This is a genomic window from Shinella curvata (genome assembly GCF_022899935.1).
Classification (GTDB): Bacteria; Pseudomonadota; Alphaproteobacteria; order Rhizobiales; family Rhizobiaceae; genus Shinella; species Shinella curvata.
The window spans coordinates 217,796-235,887 of the sequence record NZ_JALJCJ010000007.1 but is presented as its reverse complement, the minus strand read 5'-3'; the positions used below and the strand labels follow the sequence as shown (position 1 = coordinate 235,887).

Annotated in this window: 19 protein-coding genes, 1 tRNA gene and 1 riboswitch; of the genes, 16 read left to right on the top strand and 4 right to left on the bottom strand. The window is 63.5% G+C overall.

The genetic code is table 11. The features are described 5' to 3' along the window. Positions 1–2: 2 nt before the first annotated feature. Positions 3–710 (bottom strand): MOSC domain-containing protein, encoded by a 708-nt coding sequence (locus tag MUU55_RS24215; protein ID WP_244763350.1) that lies wholly within the window; start codon positions 708–710, stop codon positions 3–5. A 159-nt stretch (positions 711–869) separates the two neighbouring features. Between MUU55_RS24215 and MUU55_RS24210 the strand changes: the two genes are divergently transcribed. The 8 genes from MUU55_RS24210 to MUU55_RS24175 all read left to right on the top strand — a co-directional run bounded on the left by MUU55_RS24210 (position 870) and on the right by MUU55_RS24175 (position 9,953). Continuing rightward, positions 870–2,123 (top strand): NAD(P)/FAD-dependent oxidoreductase, encoded by a 1,254-nt coding sequence (locus MUU55_RS24210; protein ID WP_244763349.1) that lies wholly within the window; start codon positions 870–872, stop codon positions 2,121–2,123. Positions 2,124–2,186: 63 nt separating this feature from the next. Further along, the gene (locus MUU55_RS24205; RefSeq protein WP_244763348.1) at positions 2,187–2,852 is read left to right on the top strand and encodes a thiamine diphosphokinase; all 666 of its coding nucleotides are present in this window, start codon (positions 2,187–2,189) and stop codon (positions 2,850–2,852) included. Positions 2,853–2,855: 3 nt separating this feature from the next. Continuing rightward, positions 2,856–4,685: an ABC-F family ATP-binding cassette domain-containing protein gene (locus tag MUU55_RS24200; protein WP_244763347.1), complete on the top strand. Its 1,830-nt coding sequence runs from the start codon at positions 2,856–2,858 to the stop codon at positions 4,683–4,685. 242 nt (positions 4,686–4,927) lie between these two features. Then, entirely contained in the window at positions 4,928–5,188 is a 261-nt protein-coding gene (locus MUU55_RS24195; protein WP_244763346.1) for a hypothetical protein, read from the top strand. Between the two features lie 91 nt (positions 5,189–5,279). After that, a riboswitch (SAM riboswitch) is annotated at positions 5,280–5,357 on the top strand. Positions 5,358–5,417: 60 nt separating this feature from the next. After that, positions 5,418–6,347 (top strand): homoserine O-acetyltransferase MetA, encoded by a 930-nt coding sequence (gene metA, locus MUU55_RS24190; protein ID WP_244763345.1) that lies wholly within the window; start codon positions 5,418–5,420, stop codon positions 6,345–6,347. After that, positions 6,344–6,796 carry a GNAT family N-acetyltransferase gene (locus MUU55_RS24185; RefSeq protein WP_244763344.1) on the top strand — a complete coding sequence of 151 codons (453 nt, stop codon included), beginning with the start codon at positions 6,344–6,346 and terminating at the stop codon, positions 6,794–6,796. The genes metA and MUU55_RS24185 overlap by 4 nt, the downstream gene beginning before the upstream one ends. 93 nt (positions 6,797–6,889) lie before the next feature. Then, positions 6,890–7,906, top strand: a complete 1,017-nt coding sequence (locus MUU55_RS24180; RefSeq protein WP_244763343.1) for an aldose epimerase family protein — start codon at positions 6,890–6,892, stop codon at positions 7,904–7,906. A gap of 142 nt (positions 7,907–8,048) precedes the next feature. Then, on the top strand, positions 8,049–9,953 hold the full coding sequence (locus MUU55_RS24175; RefSeq protein ID WP_244763342.1) for a methyl-accepting chemotaxis protein: 1,905 nt from the start codon (positions 8,049–8,051) through the stop codon (positions 9,951–9,953). 70 nt (positions 9,954–10,023) lie between these two features. On the opposite strand, the gene MUU55_RS24170 is transcribed toward MUU55_RS24175, so the two are convergent. Beyond that, complete coding sequence (locus tag MUU55_RS24170) at positions 10,024–11,088, bottom strand: alpha/beta hydrolase family protein (protein WP_244763341.1); 1,065 nt, start codon at positions 11,086–11,088, stop codon at positions 10,024–10,026. A 145-nt stretch (positions 11,089–11,233) separates the two neighbouring features. Here MUU55_RS24170 and MUU55_RS24165 point away from each other — a divergent pair, with 145 nt between their 5' ends. Then, entirely contained in the window at positions 11,234–12,253 is a 1,020-nt protein-coding gene (locus MUU55_RS24165; RefSeq protein ID WP_244763340.1) for a helix-turn-helix domain-containing protein, read from the top strand. A 68-nt stretch (positions 12,254–12,321) separates the two neighbouring features. On the opposite strand, the gene MUU55_RS24160 is transcribed toward MUU55_RS24165, so the two are convergent. Next, positions 12,322–12,396, bottom strand: a tRNA-Gly gene (locus MUU55_RS24160). A 66-nt stretch (positions 12,397–12,462) separates the two neighbouring features. On the opposite strand from MUU55_RS24160, the gene MUU55_RS24155 reads away from it, so the two are divergent. The 5 genes from MUU55_RS24155 (at position 12,463) to MUU55_RS24135 (ending at position 15,151) form a co-directional block, all read left to right on the top strand. Next, positions 12,463–12,618 carry a hypothetical protein gene (locus MUU55_RS24155; RefSeq protein WP_244763339.1) on the top strand — a complete coding sequence of 52 codons (156 nt, stop codon included), beginning with the start codon at positions 12,463–12,465 and terminating at the stop codon, positions 12,616–12,618. Continuing rightward, on the top strand, positions 12,615–13,124 hold the full coding sequence (locus MUU55_RS24150; RefSeq protein WP_244763338.1) for a prolyl-tRNA synthetase associated domain-containing protein: 510 nt from the start codon (positions 12,615–12,617) through the stop codon (positions 13,122–13,124). The genes MUU55_RS24155 and MUU55_RS24150 overlap by 4 nt, the downstream gene beginning before the upstream one ends. Positions 13,125–13,180: 56 nt before the next feature. Continuing rightward, positions 13,181–14,143, top strand: coding sequence for a thioredoxin (gene trxA / locus MUU55_RS24145; RefSeq protein ID WP_244763337.1), 963 nt, complete (start codon positions 13,181–13,183; stop codon positions 14,141–14,143). Positions 14,144–14,271: 128 nt separating this feature from the next. Further along, complete coding sequence (locus MUU55_RS24140; protein ID WP_244763336.1) at positions 14,272–14,952, top strand: LON peptidase substrate-binding domain-containing protein; 681 nt, start codon at positions 14,272–14,274, stop codon at positions 14,950–14,952. A 10-nt stretch (positions 14,953–14,962) separates the two neighbouring features. Then, positions 14,963–15,151 (top strand): Trm112 family protein, encoded by a 189-nt coding sequence (locus tag MUU55_RS24135; RefSeq protein WP_244763335.1) that lies wholly within the window; start codon positions 14,963–14,965, stop codon positions 15,149–15,151. A 114-nt stretch (positions 15,152–15,265) separates the two neighbouring features. Here the strand turns inward: MUU55_RS24135 and MUU55_RS24130 are convergent, their stop codons facing one another. Then, positions 15,266–16,486 carry a ubiquinone biosynthesis hydroxylase gene (locus MUU55_RS24130; protein ID WP_244763497.1) on the bottom strand — a complete coding sequence of 407 codons (1,221 nt, stop codon included), beginning with the start codon at positions 16,484–16,486 and terminating at the stop codon, positions 15,266–15,268. Positions 16,487–16,627: 141 nt separating this feature from the next. On the opposite strand from MUU55_RS24130, the gene tesB reads away from it, so the two are divergent. Both tesB and MUU55_RS24120 read left to right on the top strand, forming a co-directional pair. Continuing rightward, positions 16,628–17,512 (top strand): acyl-CoA thioesterase II, encoded by an 885-nt coding sequence (tesB, locus tag MUU55_RS24125; RefSeq protein WP_244763334.1) that lies wholly within the window; start codon positions 16,628–16,630, stop codon positions 17,510–17,512. A gap of 211 nt (positions 17,513–17,723) precedes the next feature. Then, entirely contained in the window at positions 17,724–18,074 is a 351-nt protein-coding gene (locus tag MUU55_RS24120; protein ID WP_280519100.1) for a P-II family nitrogen regulator, read from the top strand. Positions 18,075–18,092 lie beyond the last annotated feature (18 nt).

Sequence of the window (18,092 nt, the reverse complement as noted above, 5' to 3'; positions counted from 1 at the left end):
GTCTAGTCGATACTGACGGCGTCGCCGGATGCGATCCGGCCCGTCGTGACGACCTTGGCCAGCACGCCAAAGCCACCGCCGCCATGTTTGGCAATGGTGTGCAGGACATCCTTGTCGAAGGGGATGTCCGGTTGCCCCAGCGCGGTGAAGGCGCAGCGCGTGCAGGGTTCGGTGATTTCGACGACAGCGTCTCCGACGGTCAGCCACTTTCCGATGAAGCGCTGTTCGACGAAGTCCACATCGCCCGCATCAGTCTCGACCAGGATATTCGGTCGGAAGCGCCTCGTGTCGATGACGGCTGCCGGCAGAAGCGCCTGCAGACGGGTGAGCGACCCGGTCGTCAGGATGTGCAGGTGACCGCGATCATAACGCGGCGCGGCATCGCTCTCGCCAAAACGCCGGAAGCGCACCGGAAAGTCCAGATGCTCCGACGCAACCCTGTCTGCCTCGGCGGACGGCACGGCGTGCCAGGCCGCGCCATCGTGGCTGACCTGCGGCCCCTCGCCCCCCATCCGCGACCGCAGCCCCGGCACGGGCCGCCAGCGCCGTTCGCTCTCGGGGGCCGCGACATCCGTGCCAGCGGCATCGAACAGACCCCATTGCCGATCGCCCGCAACGCCCGTCTCGTCGAGGTCGGTGGCGTCGAGCCGTTCGCCGGTCAGGGAGCTGACCGGATACCGCCAGAGTTCGCGTATCGTACCGAGCTGCATGCCGTTTCTCCCTGTTCATGGCAGCGTGAAGCTAGCTGCGCGGCTGCGGACTGTCGACCTCTCTTCCTTGATGTCGCTTTGACGCAAGCAAGCGGCTTGCATCCGCCGTTCGGCCCATGCAATGGATCGGGTATGTGAATGTGGAGTATGGGGCAGCACATGAAGACGGATGTCATTGTTCTCGGCGCGGGCGTGATCGGCATTTCGACCGCGATCCATCTGGCGCGGCGCGGCAAATCGGTGGTGCTGGTCGATCGGCGCGGCGCTGCGGAAGAGACGTCCTACGGCAATGCCGGCCTGATCCAGCGCGAGGGCGTCTTCCCCTATGGTTTCCCGCACGATTTCGGTGCCCTGTTCCGCTACGCGCTGAACAACACGATCGACGCGCACTATCACCCCTCGGCCATTCCCGGCATTATTCCGTTCCTCGCCCGCTATTGGTGGCATTCCGGTTTCCGCCAGCACCAGAGCATCGCGCATCTCTATGCGCCGCTTATCGAGAACTCGATTTCCGAACATGCCGATCTAATCGCCGCCTCCGGCGCCGAGGATCTCATCCGCAAGGATGGCTGGATGAAGGTTTTCCGCTCCGAGAAGGAGCGTGACAAGGCCTATGCCGAGGCTGAAAAGCTTTCGGCCAATTTCGGCGTCAACCATCAGAAGCTGACGACGGCGGAAGTGGCGCAGATGGAGCCCTCCATTCGTGCGGACCTGACCGGCGGTCTGCGCTGGACCGATCCCTGGTCGATCCTCGACCCGCAGAGCCTGATGAAGCGGTATCTCGGCTATTTCCAGTCGCTCGGCGGCCAGCTGAAATCGGGCGATGCGGCGACCATCGAGCATGTGCTGGAGGGCGAAGGTTGGCGCATCGCGACGCCGGAAGGCCCGTTGGAAGGCAAGGAAGTCGTGGTGGCGCTCGGCCCCTGGGCCGACACGGTGACACGCAAGCTCGGTTACCATTTCCCGCTCGCCGTCAAGCGCGGCTACCACATGCACTATGGTGCGGAAGAAGGCGCGACGCTCAACAACTGGGTGCTCGATGCCGAGCGCGGCTATTTCCTGGCGCCGATGCAGCGTGGCATCCGCCTCACCACCGGTGCCGAATTCGCGCGGCGCGATACGCGCAAGACGCCGGTGCAGCTGCGCCGCGCCGAAAAGGTGGCGCGCGAGTTCTTCCCGCTCGCCGAGCGCCGCGACGAAGAGCCGTGGATGGGCTGCCGCCCCTGCACGCCCGACATGATGCCCGTCATCGGCAAAGCCCCGCGCCATTCCGGCCTCTGGTTCGCCTTCGGCCACGCTCATCACGGTATGACGCTCGGCCCGATCACCGGCCGTGTGCTGGCGGAAAAGATGCTGGGCGAACGCACCGTGATCAATATCGGACCCTACAGGCCGGAGCGCTTCATCGCCTGATTGGCACGGGCTTGCCGCCAAACTCTTTCCTTTTGCGGGAAACATGCGCTAAGGGCATCAGCCATGACCATACCGGCCTTGGCAGATCAGACCTTCGTCGTCCTTCTCGGCGGCGCGCTCGCGGTGACGCCGCGGGTGCGGGCCGATATTGTCGGTGCGCGCTTCGTGGCGGCCGATGGCGGCATGCGGCATGCGGCGACGCTTGGCGTGGTGCCGGAGATCTGGGTCGGCGATTTCGATTCCACGCCGGATGATCTCATCGCCGCCTGGCCCGGCGTCGAGCGCCAGCCCTATCCCGTCGCCAAGAACGAGACGGACGGGGCGATCGCCGTGTCTGTTGCGACCGAACGCGGCGCGAAGGACATCGTTCTGGTCGGCGCGCTCGGCGGCGAGCGCAGCGACCATGCGCTGATGCACCTGCTTCATGCGGTGTCGCTCGCCGAAGACGGCTATGCGATCAAGCTCACCTCCGGCGAGGAGGAGGCCTGGCCGGTCTTGCCGGGCAGCCGGGAGATCGACCTACCGAAGGGCAGCCTGTTTTCGATCCTCGGCCTTTCGCCGCTGTCGGGCCTCTTCATCGGCAATGTGCGCTATCCGCTCCATGATTTCTCGTTGCCCTTCGGCTCCTCGCGCACCATTTCCAATGTCGCCGAAGGCCCGATCCGCCTTTCGCTTGCCTCCGGCCGCGCGATCCTCATCGCCCGGCCCTATGACCTTTCAGGAGCCTGACCCTTGGCACCGCCCATTCTCAAACTCGACGATATCTTCCTGAGCTTCGGCGGCACGCCGCTGCTTGCCGGCGCGAGCCTGCAGGTGGAGCCTGGCGACCGCATCTCGCTTGTCGGCCGCAACGGCTCGGGCAAATCGACGCTGATGAAGATCGCCGCCGGCCTTGCCGAGGCGCAATCGGGCGAGGTCTTCCGCCATCCCTCCGCGACCATCCGCTACCTGCACCAGGCCCCGGATTTCGACGGCTACGACACGGTCGCGGCCTATGCCGAAGCGGGCCTCGGCCCGAGCGACGACCCGTACCGCGTCACCTATCTGCTCGAGCACCTCGGCCTTGACGGCACGGAAGACCCGAAGTCGCTTTCGGGCGGCGAGGCGCGCAGGGCGGCGCTCGCCCGCGTCATGGCGCCGGAGCCGGACATCCTTTTGCTCGACGAGCCGACCAACCATCTGGATCTTCCGACCATCGAATGGTTGGAAGGCGAGCTGCAATCGACCCGCTCGGCGCTTGTCGTGATCTCGCACGACCGTCGTTTTCTGGAAAAGGTGTCCAACGCCACCGTCTGGCTCGATCGCGGCCAGTCGCGTCGCCTGAACCGCGGTTTTGGCCATTTCGAGGCCTGGCGCGACGAGGTGCTGGAGGCGGAGGAGCTGGAGCAGCACAAGCTCGGCAAGGCGATCGAGCGCGAGGAGCACTGGCTGCGCTACGGCGTGACGGCGCGCCGCAAGCGCAACATGCGCCGCCTCGGCGCGCTGCATGATCTGCGCTCGCGTTATCGCGGCCACAAGGGTCCGCAGGGCAGCGTGCAGGCCAGCGCCTCCGATGCGCAGGAATCCGGCAAGCTGGTCATCGAGGCGGAAAAGATCACCAAGAGCTACGGCGAGCGCACCATCGTCGCGCCCTTCTCGATCCGCGTGCATCGCGGCGATTGCATTGGTCTCGTCGGCCCGAACGGTGCCGGCAAGACGACGCTTTTGAAGATGCTCACCGGCCAGTTGGAACCGGACAGCGGCACGGTCAAGCTCGGCACCAATCTGGAGATCGCCACGCTCGACCAGCGCCGCGAGGACCTGAACCTCGACGATACGCTCGCCCATTACCTCACCGACGGGCGTGGCGAAAACCTGCTGGTCAACGGCGAGCAGCGCCATGTCACCGGCTATATGAAGGAATTCCTCTTCCAGCCGGAACAGGCACGCACACCGATCCGCAACCTCTCCGGCGGCGAGCGCGCACGGCTGATGCTGGCCCGCATTCTGTCCCGGCCGACGAACCTGCTGATCCTCGACGAGCCGACCAACGACCTCGACATCGAGACGCTGGACCTCTTGCAGGAAATCGTCGCCGGTTTTGCCGGCACGGTGCTGCTCGTCAGCCATGACCGTGATTTCCTCGACCGTACCGTCACCTCGACCATTGCACCCGCCGATCCGGACGATCCGGACGGGCGCTGGATCGAATATGCCGGCGGCTACACCGACATGATGGCCCAGCGTCGCGGGGCGATCGAGGAAAGGCGCAAGGTGGAAAAGGCCGAGAAGGCCAAGGCGGCGGAAGCCGCGCCTGCCGCCGCATCCTCCGAAAGCAAGGCCAAGGGCAAGCTCTCCTACAAGCAGAAGTTCGCGCTCGAAAACCTGCCGAAGGAGATGGAAAAGGCGGAAAAGGACATCGCCGCCCGCGAGGCGAAGATGGCCGATCCCAACCTCTTCACCAGGGACCCCGCCACCTTCAACAAGCTCGCTGCAGAGATGGAAAAGCTGCGCGCCTCGCTGACGAAGATGGAAGAGGAATGGCTGGAGCTGGAAATGCTGCGGGAAGAGCTGGAGGGCTGAGCAGGCCCGAAACACGCGCTTCCCTCTCTTTCGTCATCCTCGGCCTTGAGCCGAGGATCCATGCGGCAACTGCAGAGGGTGGATGCTCGGGTCAAGCCCGAGCATGACGGAGGAGGGGTAGAATGCAGGCGCATGAACCCCCTGTTCCATCCGAAACAGCGCGGAAGATGAGGCCATGGGATAGTCGGGTCATTGGATGAGAGGCGCTCATCCTGCAACCCGAAAGAGATCAGGAGAGTCCTATGCGCAAGTTCATCATTTCCGCCGTCGTCGCCGCTGTCGCTGCGGTGTCCTTCGCCGCTCCGTCCTATGCCGGCTACTATGGCTACAAGAGCCACGGCTACGGTCACAAGCATCATGGCTACAAGAAGCATTCGGGCTACAAGAAGCACTATGGTGGCCACTACGGCTACAAGAAGCACCATGGCTACAAGAAGCACTACGGCGGCAGCTACGGTTACAACAGCCAAAACGGCTACAGATTCTCGTTCGGTTACTACTGAGCCCTTCGGCGAGATTTCTGACCGAGGCCCGGATGCCCGCCGCATCCGGGCCTCGGTGCATGGATTGATTCGCAGGCTGAGTGGCGCTATTTAAATTCCTCGTGGTGATTTGGCCGGCCGGCTTGCAGCCACGTTAAACAAGTCGCTAAAGGGCCGCGCGAGGAAGACCCTTACGTGGACCGGTTGCGACGTCGTTGCGGCCGGTTTTTGTTTTGGATCGAGTTGAGACATGCCCATCAAGATTCCCGATACGCTCCCCGCCTTCGAAACCCTCGTTCACGAGGGTGTCCGGGTGATGACCGAAACGATGGCGATCCGGCAGGATATTCGTCCGTTGCAGATCGGGCTGCTCAACCTCATGCCGAACAAGATCAAAACGGAAGTTCAGATGGCGCGCCTCGTCGGCGCCTCGCCCCTGCAAGTGGAGCTGTCGCTGGTGCGCGTCGGCGGTCACCGTGCGAAAAACACCTCGGAAGAGCACCTGCTCGCCTTCTACGATACGTGGGAGGAGGTGAAACACCGCAAGTTCGACGGCTTCATCATCACCGGCGCCCCGGTGGAAACCCTCGACTATGAGGACGTCACCTACTGGAACGAGATGAAGCAGATTCTCGACTGGACTGAGACCAATGTGCATTCCACGCTGAATGTCTGCTGGGGCGCGATGGCGGCGATCTATCACTTCCATGGCGTGCCGAAGCGCATTCTCGACGAGAAGGCTTTTGGCGTCTACCGTCACCATAACCGCAATCCGTCATCGGTCTATCTGAACGGCTTCTCCGACGATTTCGAAGTGCCCGTGTCGCGCTGGACGGAAATCCGTCCGGAGGATATCCGCGCCGTGCAGGATCTCGACGTCCTTCTCGATTCCGACGAGACGGGCGTCTGCCTCGTGCAGGAAAAGGCGGGTAACCGGCTCTACATCTTCAACCATGTCGAATATGATTCGACCTCGCTGGCCGACGAATATTTCCGCGACGTCTCGGCTGGCGTGCCGATCAAGATGCCGAAGAACTATTTCCCCCACAACGACCCGGCACTGCCGCCGCAGAACCGCTGGCGCGGCCATGCGCATCTGCTCTTCGGCAATTGGATCAACGAAATCTACCAGACCACGCCATATGACCTCGACAAGATCGGAACGGGAGCCAGTTCATGAACCGCGTCATCATTCGCCCGCTGCACAAGGATGATGAAGGCGAATGGCGCCGTCTGTGGACGGCCTATCTCGCCTTCTACGAGACGGTCTTGCCGGAAGAGATTTTTGCCACGACCTTCGCCCGCCTGACGGGCGAGGTCTCCGACGGCGAATATCGCGGCCTCATCGCCACGCTGGACGGCAAGCCCGTCGGTCTGGCGCACTATCTCTTCCATCGCTCGTGCTGGACGATCGGCAATGTCTGCTACCTGCAGGATCTCTTTGCCGATCCCGACGTGCGCGGCAGCGGCATCGGTCGGGCGCTGATCGAAGGCGTCTACGCCAAGGCGACGGAGGCGGGGTCACCCGAAGTCTACTGGATGACGCAGGAGTTCAACGCCACTGCGCGCAGGCTCTATGATCGGATCGCCGACAAGACGCCCTTCATCGTCTACCAGAAGAACATCTGATGGGTTCTTAAAAGTATGACTTTTCGGTTGCAGCCGACAGGGAATTGAAGCAGGTTGCCGCGTTGTGAAACGACCGGTGGAGGAGACGCGAGCGTGGGGCAGGAACAGCATATCTTCGGTCGGTTGGCTTCTGGTGAAGTGGTGGAGCGCATCACGATTTCCGGCGGCGGACTGACGGCCCATGTTTTGACCTGGGGCGCCGTCATCCAGGATCTCCGGCTCGATGGCCACGATGCGCCGCTCGTTCTCGGCTTTAAGGATTTTTCCGCCTATCTCGATCATTCCCCCTATTTCGGCGCGACGCCCGGCCGCTGCGCCAACCGTATCGGCGGCGGCCGTTTTGCCATTGACGGTACCGGCTACCAGCTCGAATGCAATGAACGAGGCATCGGCCATCTGCACGGCGGAAGCGACGGCACGGGCCGGCAGAATTGGCGCATTGCCGAAAAGGGCAGTGACTTCGTTACACTTGTCGTAAGCGATCCCAACGGCCGCGCCGGCTATCCCGGCAATTGCGCGATCACCTGTACCTATCGTCTGCCGGGCGACGGTGTGCTCTCCGTCGTCTATGAGGCTGTCACCGACGCGCCCACACCGGTCAATCTCTGCCAGCACAGCTATTTCATCCTCGATGACGGTGCGGATGCGCTGGGCCACGAGATCCGTCTGGCTGCAGAACATTACCTGCCCGTCGACGAAAACCTCATTCCGACCGGTGAAATCCGCTCCGTTGCCGGCACGCCCTTCGATCTCAGGGAATGGACTCCGCTTGCCCGCCAGACGGAAGAGGGCGGCGTTGCCTTCGACCACAATTTCTGCCTGTCGTCGGAGCGGGTGACCAAGCGCCGCGTCGCGGAGGTCCGCAGTCCGCTCTCGGGCGTTTCGCTCACCGTGCTGACCACCGAGCCGGGCGTGCAGCTCTATACCGGTTCGAAGGTGGATACGTCCGTTCCGGGCCTTGAAGACCGACACTACGGTGCTTTCGCCGGCTTCTGCCTGGAAACGCAGATCTGGCCGGATGCCGTCAACCACGCCGATTTCCCGAACGCGATCCTGCGTCCCGGTGAAACGCTGCGACAGGAGACGGACTACGTCTTCCAGAAGGACTGATCCTTCGGAAAGGCGATTGCTGCAGCGCAACACAATCGAAACCTTTGTCCCGCACAAGGACGGCATGGACCTGGAATGATACCGGGTTGTGCCGGGAGACGCGCGCCAGGATAGCGCCGGTCGCCCCAGGGGACCTCAGTCCATGAAAATCTCGGATCTCTCCATTTCCCGGAAGGTCGGCCTTCTGGTGCTTCTGATGGGTCTTGCCGCCGGGACGATCGCCACCGTCGGCAGCCGCGGCCTGACCTCGCTCGGCGCCGCGCTTCAGGATACCGGCGCACGCGAAGAGGTGGCCCGCGAGGCCATGGACCTGCGCATCGACGTCATTGCCATCAGCCGCATGACCTACCAGCTGGCGCTCGCGCCGGAAAAGGCCGCCGATTTCGCCGCCGAGACCGACAAGCGCTCCGGGGAGATGCTGGATCGCTTGCCGAAGATCGCCTCTACGGCCGACGCCAGCGAGCAGAAGCTGCTCGACGGCGTGCGGGCGGCCATGACGCCCTATTTCGACCAGATCCGCGCCATGGTTGCCGTCGCCGCAGAAAAAGGCGATGACCGCGCTGCCATTCTCGCCGCTCTCGACAAGGCGCTGGAAGGCCAGAAAGCCGTGACTGCGGCGCTCAAGGAATACACAACCTATTCGGCGGAAACGCTCTCGCAATCGCGCGCCACCGCCATCTCCCGCTCGACGACGACGCAGGTCCTGCTGCTTGCCACCGCCTTCGTGTGCATCGTCGCCGGCATGCTGCTCAGCATGGTTTTCGCCCGCAAGGGCATTGTTCGCCCGATCCAGCTTCTCACCGGCGTCATGTCCAATCTTGCCAGTGGCAAGCTCGACGACACGATCCCTTGCACCGAGCGCAAGGACGAGATCGGCGCCATGGCCCGCACACTCGACGTCTTCCGCGCCAACGAGATGCAGATGCGCGAGATGGAAGCGCAGGAAGCAGCACTTCAGGCGCAGAGCAAGGACCTGCAATCGAACATAGCGACGATCGTCGCCGCCGCCGCCGCCGGCGATTTCTCACGCCGCATCACCAAGGCCTATGAGGACGAGGACCTTCGTCGTTTTGCGACCGGCGTCAACGAACTGGTGCAGAATGTCGACCGCGGCGTCAGCGAAGTGCGTCGTGTTATCGCCTCGCTCTCGCATGCCGATCTCACGCAGGAGATGACGGGTCATTTCCAGGGCGATTTCGCCGAGCTTCAGGCCAATGTGAACGGCGCCATGCTGACGCTGCGCAGCACGATGGGCGGCATCCTCGCCACCGCCGGCACGATCACCGGCAATTCCCGCGAACTGTCGGCTGCCGCCGATCAGCTCGCGCACCGCACGGAACAGCAGGCCGCCTCGCTGGAAGAGACGGCTGCTGCGCTCGAGGAAATCACCACCACAGTCAAAGCCTCGACGACGCGGGCGATCGAAGCCTCCGACATCGTGCGCGCGACCAAGGAAAGTGCCGAGACGTCCGGTGATATCGTCAAAAGCGCCATCGATGCCATGGGCCGCATCGAGCAGTCTTCGCACAGGATCAGCCAGATCATCGGGGTGATCGACGAGATCGCCTTCCAGACGAACCTTCTTGCGCTCAATGCCGGTGTCGAGGCCGCCCGCGCCGGCGAAGCCGGCCGTGGTTTTGCCGTCGTCGCCCAGGAAGTGCGCGAGCTCGCCCAGCGCTCGGCCAATGCCGCCAAGGAGATCAAGACGCTGATCAACGCCTCGGCCGGCGAGGTGAAGGGTGGCGTCGCGCTTGTTCTGTCGACCGGCGACGTGCTTTCGCAGATCAAGGATCTTGTCAATCGCGTCAACGACCACGTTGTCTCGATCACCCGCGCTGCGCAGGAACAATCCGCGGCGCTCGGCGAAATCAACACGGCCGTCAACCAGATGGACCAGATGACCCAGCAGAATGCCGCCATGGTCGAGGAAACCACTGCCGCCAGCCAGGTTCTCGCCAGCGAGGCGGCTCACCTTCAGACGGCCCTCTCGCAGTTCCACATTGCAGATGGCCGCGGCCATGGCGTGCCCCAGCGCCGGGCCGCCTGAGACAGAGCCACACGGCACCTGAAAGGCCCGGCGGACCGGAACCGGCCGCCGGGCCTTTTTCCTATGACGATCAGAACGATGCCCTGAGGCTGCGCTCCAGCGCCTCGACGATCAGCCGTTTCAGTTCGGCATGGATATCGCCGCGTGGGCGCCTGCCGGGATCCTCGCAGATCGGGTCGACTTCGCCGAACGATTTCAGCAACTCCGTACTGCCTTCCTTGCATTCGGGCAGGAAACTGAAATGCCCGGCCTCCGCCACCGCCGCGTAGGTCGCCTGGGGAACGAGTGCCGCGAGCCGGTCCGAAATCACCGCTTCGGGGATCGTGCCGGGGTTGCCGAGATTGATGAAGGCAAGTGGAATGTCGATCGCCTTCAGGCTGTCGGCGATGTAGGCCTGCGCCAATCCGGGATCGACGGCCACCACCGAGCGTACACGCGGATCGCGGTTCGACTGTTCGAAGCGTGCCTTGTCGAGTTTGCGCAGATCGACCTTCTCCACCTTGACCGGCGCGTCACCGACATAACCCCGGCCGCCGGCGAACCACGCGCAATCCCACTTCGCGTAGCCATCGCAATAGCGGGCATAGGCCTCGAGATCGGCGCGCGCACCCGCGATTTCCATCGCCGTCGCCCCGCCGAGCGAAAAGCCGACGACGCCGATCCGCGCAGTGTCCACCGCCGCACGCCAGTCGGCATCGGTTGAAAAGCGATCGATCAGCGCCGAGAGGTCGGCGGTGCGCTCCCAGATCCGCGGCGTTGCCGCCGGCGTCGAATCGCCGCTCGTCGTGCCGGGATGGTTTGGTCCGGCAACGATGAAGCCGGCTTCGGCAAGCGCCGTCGCAAGCCAACTCATCGCCTCCACGCGCCCGCCTGAACCGTGGGAAAGCAGCACGAGCGGGAAGGCGCCGGCCGCAAGAGGGGCATTTTCGCGCGCCGCGGCGCCCTTGAACAGCTGGTTGTCGCCGATCATGGTCGGCGCGCCGCCGCCACCGGCTGGATACCAGACGGTGACGGCAAGATCCCGGCCGCGTTCAGGGGCGGGCACGCTGAGGCTGCGGACGCCGACCTCACCAGCCTGGGCGGACGCCGCCACGCTGGTGAGCAAAAGAAGGGAAAACAGACGACGAATGAACATGGAAACCTCGTTCGGTTGCATTTGACCGGGAAATCCTCGTTCCTATCGGCAGCCACCGCGACCTTGATCGCGTTCGAGGTCGCCCTTGATCGCGATCCGGATCATGATAGGCGTCACCATCAACCGATCTCTTCCGTGTTCCCCCGTGCTCTTCATTCCCCTGCCTTTCGTCATCGCCCTCCTGCTTTTCCTGCGCTTCATCGCGCTGCTGCGTCACCGGGAGATCGGCAACCGGCCGTTCCTGGCGCTGATCGGGCTCTGCGTCCTGCAGTCGATCGCCGTCGGCCTGCGCTGGGGTTACGACGTGACCGCCATCCGGTTTGTCTTGCCCGTGCTGGCGGGAAGCCTGCCGCCGCTGGCTCTGGCGAGCTTCCAGAGCCTCATTCATCGTGAACGGGCCGATATCCGCTGGCTGAACATCGTACCGCCACTGGCCATCGCCGCCCTTCTGGTGTTGGCGCCTGGTCTCATTGACGGCGCGCTGGTCGTGATTTTCGTCGGCTATGCCGTTATCCTCCTGCGGCTTGCCCATGCCGGTCCCGACGCGCTGGACGCGGCCCGGCTCGATGGCGCCGCCGGCGCCCACAGGGCTCTTCTGATTGCCGCCTTCGCCCTCTGCCTGTCCGCCGCCTTCGACATCGCCGTGCTGCTCGCGATCGAGTGGGGGCACGCGGAAAACGTGCCCGCCATCGTCAGCAATGCCAATCTGCTCGGCCCCCTTCTCGTCGGCCTCACTGCGACGGTGGCCGCGCGCGCCCATGCCCCCTCGGCGCCTTCGGAGGAAACGGAAGAGGACGCCGCCGCGACCGCGCGGGACCGCGACGTGCTCGAACGTGTCGATCGGCTGCTGAAAGAGCAAAAACTGTTTTGCGACGATAGTCTGACGCTGGCGCGCCTCGCCCGGCGGGCCGGTGTCCCGGCCCGTCAGATTTCCGGCGCGATCAACCGCCTCGTCGGCAAGAACGTCTCGCAATACATCAACGATTTCCGCGTTACCGAGGCCTGCCGCCTGCTGCGTGAAACCGACATGTCCGTCACCGCGGCCATGCTCGAATCCGGCTTCCAGACCAAATCGAACTTCAATCGCGAGTTCCGCCGGGTCACCAGGCAAAGCCCGGCCACATGGCGCGAGCAAAACCGCTCGACGCTGCCGGTAACGCCTTGATCACTATTGAGGAAAACCCGGAAACAAAAATGCCCCGGCGAACCGAGGCTTCATACGTCTTGGAAGAATGGAGCGGGTGAGGCGATTCGAACGCCCGACCCCAACCTTGGCAAGGTTGTGCTCTACCCCTGAGCTACACCCGCTCATCTGCGACGGCCTGGGGTAGATCGCTTGGCCGAAGGTCGCTGCGTTGCGGCGACGGGCGGTATATGGCCCAAGCCCTTTTAAAACGCAACAGGGAAATTCCGGATTTTGAAGAAAAAATTACGATGGCTTTCAAAGTGCCGGATTCTCAGGCGGTTGCGCTTGTCGTGGTGACGTCTTATCAGCGAGGGACGCAAATCACGCCGGGATCAATGACATGAGCGATATGCAGCCGAAGACCGACAAGGACCTTTTCCAGTTTCTCGATGAATTGGACATCTCCCATTCGACCAAGGAGCATGCGCCGGTGTTCACGGTTGCCGAATCGGTGGCGCTGCGTGACGAAATCCCCGGCGGCCACACGAAGAACCTGTTCGTGAAGGACAAGAAGGACAACTACTTCCTGATGACGGTCGAGGAGCACGCGACGGTCGACCTGAAGACGATCCATACGATCATCGGCGCGGCAAGCCGCGTCTCCTTCGGCAAGCCGGAAAAGCTGATGGAATATCTGGGCGTCATTCCGGGTGCGGTTACGGCTTTCGGCGTCATCAACGATACCGAAGGCAAGGTGAAGATGATCGTCGATGCCGATCTCATGCAATATGATACGATCAACTGCCATCCGCTGCGCAACGACGCGACGACCTCGATCGGTTCGAAGGACCTCCTGCGCTTCATCGCGGCGACCGGACACGAGCCGCTTGTCTTGAAAGTCACGGCCTGACATACGATTTTCAGCGCAGACAGATGAACGAGGCGCCTGGCGCCACAGGAGAGACCATGAGTGCAGGCGAAAATCCCTATGCATCGTCCTATGGCGGGCAGATGAACGTTTCGGCGAGCTATGGCGGCGCGGCACCGGCGGATGACCTGATCAAGGATACGACGACGGCGAGCTTTACCCGCGACGTGCTGGAGGCCTCGCGCCAGCAGCCCGTTCTCGTCGATTTCTGGGCGCCCTGGTGCGGTCCCTGCAAACAGCTCCAGCCGATCATCGAGAAGGTCGTGCGCGAGGGTACAGGCCGCGTGAAGCTCGTCAAGCTCAACATCGACGACCACCCGTCCATTCCCGGCCAGCTTGGCATCCAGTCCATTCCCGCCGTGATCGCTTTCGTCGGCGGCCGGCCGGTGGATGGTTTCATGGGTGCTGTCCCGGAAAGCCAGATCCGCGATTTCATCGACAAGATCGCCGGACCCGCAGGCGCAGACGAGAAGGCCGAGATCGAGGCGCTGCTCACCGAGGCGAAAACCCTGTTCGATGCGGGCGACATCGACGGGGCGGCCAATCTCTACGGCGCGCTGCTGCAGGCCGATCCTGAAAATGCCGCAGCACTTGCCGGCATTGCCGAATGCATGATCGCTGTCGGCCAGCCGGAAAATGCTCGCCAGGCGCTGACGGGCCTGCCGGAAGCGGTCGCCGCGGACCCCGCCGTAGCCGCCGTCCTCAAGAAACTCGACCAGATCGAGGAGGCGCGCAAGCTCGGCGACCCCGCCGCGCTCGAACAGGCCCTGGCGCTCAATCCGGACGACCATGCGGCACGGCTCAATCTTGCGAAGATCCGCAATGTCGAAGGCGATCGGCAGGCGGCGGCCGAGCATCTGCTTCTCATCATGAAGCGCGACCGCGCCTTCGAGGATGACGGTGCCCGCCGTGAACTGCTGCAGTTCTTCGACGTCTGGGGTCCGAAGGACCCGGCGACGATCTCGGCGCGCCGCAAGCTGTCGTCGATCCTGTTTTCCTGAGGTTTTTCGCCTGCCGTATGGCGGCATCCCTTGAGAAACGACGCGCCTACACCACATTCGAAACAGGCGCGTCGGTAAAGGCCGGGCGGAGTATCCGGACGCTGCGCCACGGAATGGAAGGCAATGCCATGCATGTGGGAAATGCGCGCTATCTGAAGCCGACGGACCTGCCGGAGACCATCCCCGTCTTTCCGCTGACGGGCGCGCTTCTCCTGCCGGGTGGCCAATTGCCGCTCAACATCTTCGAGCCGCGCTATCTTTCCATGTTCGATGACGCGCTCGCCTCGCACCGGCTGATCGGTATGGTGCAGCCGGTTTTCGGCGAGCATCGCGCAGACGAGACCGGTCATGACGGCGGTGCCTTGTGCAAGGTCGGTTGCATCGGTCGCATCACCTCGTTTGCGGAGACAGGCGACGGGCGCTACGTCGTCTCGCTTACCGGCGTCTGTCGCTATCGCCTGCTGGAGGAAGCCTCCGGCGCGAAATCCTACCGCAGCTTCCGCATCGCGCCCTTCATCGGCGATCTCTCCGCGCAGGACGATGAGACGAGCGTCGACCGCGATGCCTTGCTTGCCGCCTTCAAGGCCTATCTCGACGCCAACAAGCTGGAGGCGGACTGGGAGAGCGTGGAGCGCGCCAGCAACACGACGCTGGTCAATTCTATGGCGATGATGTCGCCCTATGGCCCCGCGGAAAAGCAGGCGCTTCTCGAGGCGCCCGACCTGAAAACGCGTGCAGAAACCCTGATCGCCATCACCGAGATCGTGCTCGCCCGTGCCTATGGCGATGTCGATTCGCGGCTGCAGTAGGACGCAACCGATGGATGACAGCACCAGCCGGGTCGCTCCCAAACTGCTCGAACTCCTCGTCTGTCCGCTGACCAAGGGCCGGCTACAATATGATGCGCAGGCCGGGGAACTGATTTCCGAAAAGGCCAAGCTCGCCTATCCGATCCGGGACGGCATTCCGATCATGCTGATTTCCGAGGCGCGGGAAATCAAGGAGTGAGGGACGAGGGCGGGCGTCGTTCAGAGTTACCGCGACCTCTCTTTTGTCATCCTCGGGCTTGACCCGAGGATGACGGATGTGGGTGGGGTGCGCTTTTTAAGGGTGCGTCGTCAATCAAATCCGCTGACCGACCAGCATGCGCGGATGTCCGCCGCCCGTTGTGCCTTCCGCCTGCCGGATGAAGAAAGACTTGAGGCCGGGCAGGCGGTCGACGATGCCGAGGCCGACGTCTCGCAGCACGCGGATCGGTGTCATGTCGTTGGAGAACAGGCGGTTCAGCACGTCGGTCGTGACACCCATGCGCACCGTGTCGAAACGGCGCCAGCTTTCGTAGCGCTCCAGAACCGAGACGGCGCCGATGTCGAGGCCGAGGCGGTCGGCTTCGACGATGGTTTCGGCGAGTGCGGCCACATCCTTGAAGCCGAGATTGAGGCCCTGGCCGGAAATTGGATGGATGCCGTGCGCGGCATCGCCCGCCAGCGCGAAGCGCGGGGCGATGAAGGCGCGGGCAAGTGTGAGGCCGAGCGGGAAGGCGCGGCGACCGCCGACGACCTTCAGCGCGCCCAGCTTGTGGCCGAAGCGGCGCTCCAGCTCTTCCTCGAAGACGAGATCGTCGCTTTCCACGAGGCGGCGGGCGTCTTCCGTGCGCTCGGTCCAGACGAGCGAGGAGCGGTTGCCGGTGAGCGGCAGCGTGGCGAAGGGACCGGCGGGCAGGAAGTGCTCCTCCGCCGTGCCGTCATGCGGGCGCTCGTGCTCGACGGTCGTGACGATACCGGACTGGCCGTAGTCGAAGCGCACGGTCTTGATGCCAGCCATGTCGCGCAGTTTCGAGCGCACGCCGTCGCAGGCGACGAACAGGCGGGTTTTTCGTGCAGAACCATCGGAAAGGGTGACGTCTGTGGCGTGCTGGCCGGTGGCAAAACCCTCGGCCGATGTCGACCAGCGTACGGGAATGCCGAGGATCTCGGCCTGGCGCAGCAGGCTGCCGGTCATGGCGCGGTTCGGCACCATATGGGCGAAGGGCTGGCCGTCATCGCCGGAACCGGCACCCTCGAAGGTCAGAAAGACCGGGCGGACGGGATCGGCGGTGCGCGAATCGGTGATGACCATGCGGCGGATCGGTTCGGCCTCCGGGGCGATCTCGTTCCATACGCCAAGCACGTCGAGCAGGTTGCGTGCGGCCGCGACGATGGCCGAGGCGCGTTCGTCCTTCTGCCAGACATGCGCGGGCGCGCCATCGACGACCTCGACGGCAAGGTGCGGCGCCGCCTTCTTGATCGAGACGGCCAGCGACAGACCGACATAGCCGCCGCCGGCAACGAGCACGTCGAGCATGGGGGCGTCGGGCTTGGTCGCGTCGGGCTCGATCACGTCGGTCATGGGGAGACTCCTGGCCGCTTGAGGTCTTGTTTCCCCCTATATAGAGGAGGAGGGGCCGCTTTCCTACCTCAGGCCATGTATCGGAGCCACGTCCAAATGTCGCGCCATCAGCCCAAGAACCCCGCCATGGACCTTCTGATCGAAACGCTCGATCTCGAGCAGCTCGAGGTGCGGCTCTTTCGCGGCCAGAGCCCGCAGGTCGGCTGGCAGCGGGTGTTCGGCGGGCAGGTGATCGGCCAGGCACTGGTGGCGGCGACGCGTACGGTGGAGGAGGGGCGCTTCGTGCATTCCCTGCACGCCTATTTCGTGCGGCCGGGCGATCCGGCCGTGCCGATCATCTACGACGTGGAGAACATCCGCGACGGCGGCTCCTTTGCCACGCGCCGGGTTACGGCCATCCAGCACGGCAAGCCGATCTATTTCATGACCGCCTCCTTCCAGGACGACGAAGAGGGGTTCGAGCACCAGGCGTCGATGCCGGATGTACCGATGCCGGAGCACCTGCTCGGCGAGGCGGAGCTCAAGGAGCGGTTCCTGACGCAGGCGCCTTCCCATATCCGTGCCTATTGGGAACGTCCGCGGCCGATCGAGCTGCGCCCCGTCGCGCTCGACCACTATTTCTCCGCCGAGAAGCTGGAGCCGAGCCAGAACATCTGGGTGCGCACGACCGGGCCGGTGCCGGCCAAGCGTCATTTGCAGGCGGCGGTGCTGGCCTATCTCTCCGACATGACGCTGCTCGACACCTCGCTCTTCGCGCACGGCACCTCCGTCCTGGACCGAAGGCTGCAGGTGGCGAGCCTCGACCATGCCATGTGGTTCCACCGCCCGCCCATTCTCGACGACTGGCTGCTCTACAGCCAGGACAGTCCCTCGGCTTTCGGTGGGCGCGGCATGACGCGTGGCGCAATTTTCAGCCGTTCCGGCACTCTTCTTGCCTCCGTCGCCCAGGAGGGGTTGATTCGGAAAAAGGCAACTGACTAAATTTTATTCATAATACTTTTATCGCTCATTTTTTGATCATTTGCGGTGGCGATTTTTTGCGCCGCAGCGAGAATGTCATTTTTATCGATTTAAATTCAGCATTTTAGCTGAGCCGTTCGAATCTGGCACGCCCCTTGAATGTGTAGGTCTCAGTCGTTGCATCTGCGCACGGCAAGGAGAGATGGCCCCGGCTGGGGGACAAGCACGAAGGATGGGAATCCAGATGAAAATCGTAATGGCCATTATCAAGCCGTTCAAACTCGACGAGGTGCGCGAAGCCCTCACCGCCGTTGGCATCCAGGGCCTGACCGTGACCGAAGTGAAGGGTTACGGGCGCCAGAAGGGCCACACGGAAATCTACCGCGGCACCGAATACGCCGTCAGCTTCCTGCCGAAACTGAAGATCGAGATCGCCGTGCCCGGCGACGTCGTCGACAAGGCCGTCGAAGCGATCGCCGGCGCGGCCAAGACCGGCCAGATCGGCGACGGCAAGATCTTCGTCTACGCCATCGACCACGCCATGCGCATCCGCACCGGCGAAACCGATTCCGAAGCGCTCTAAGCAAACGGCCTTTCAGGG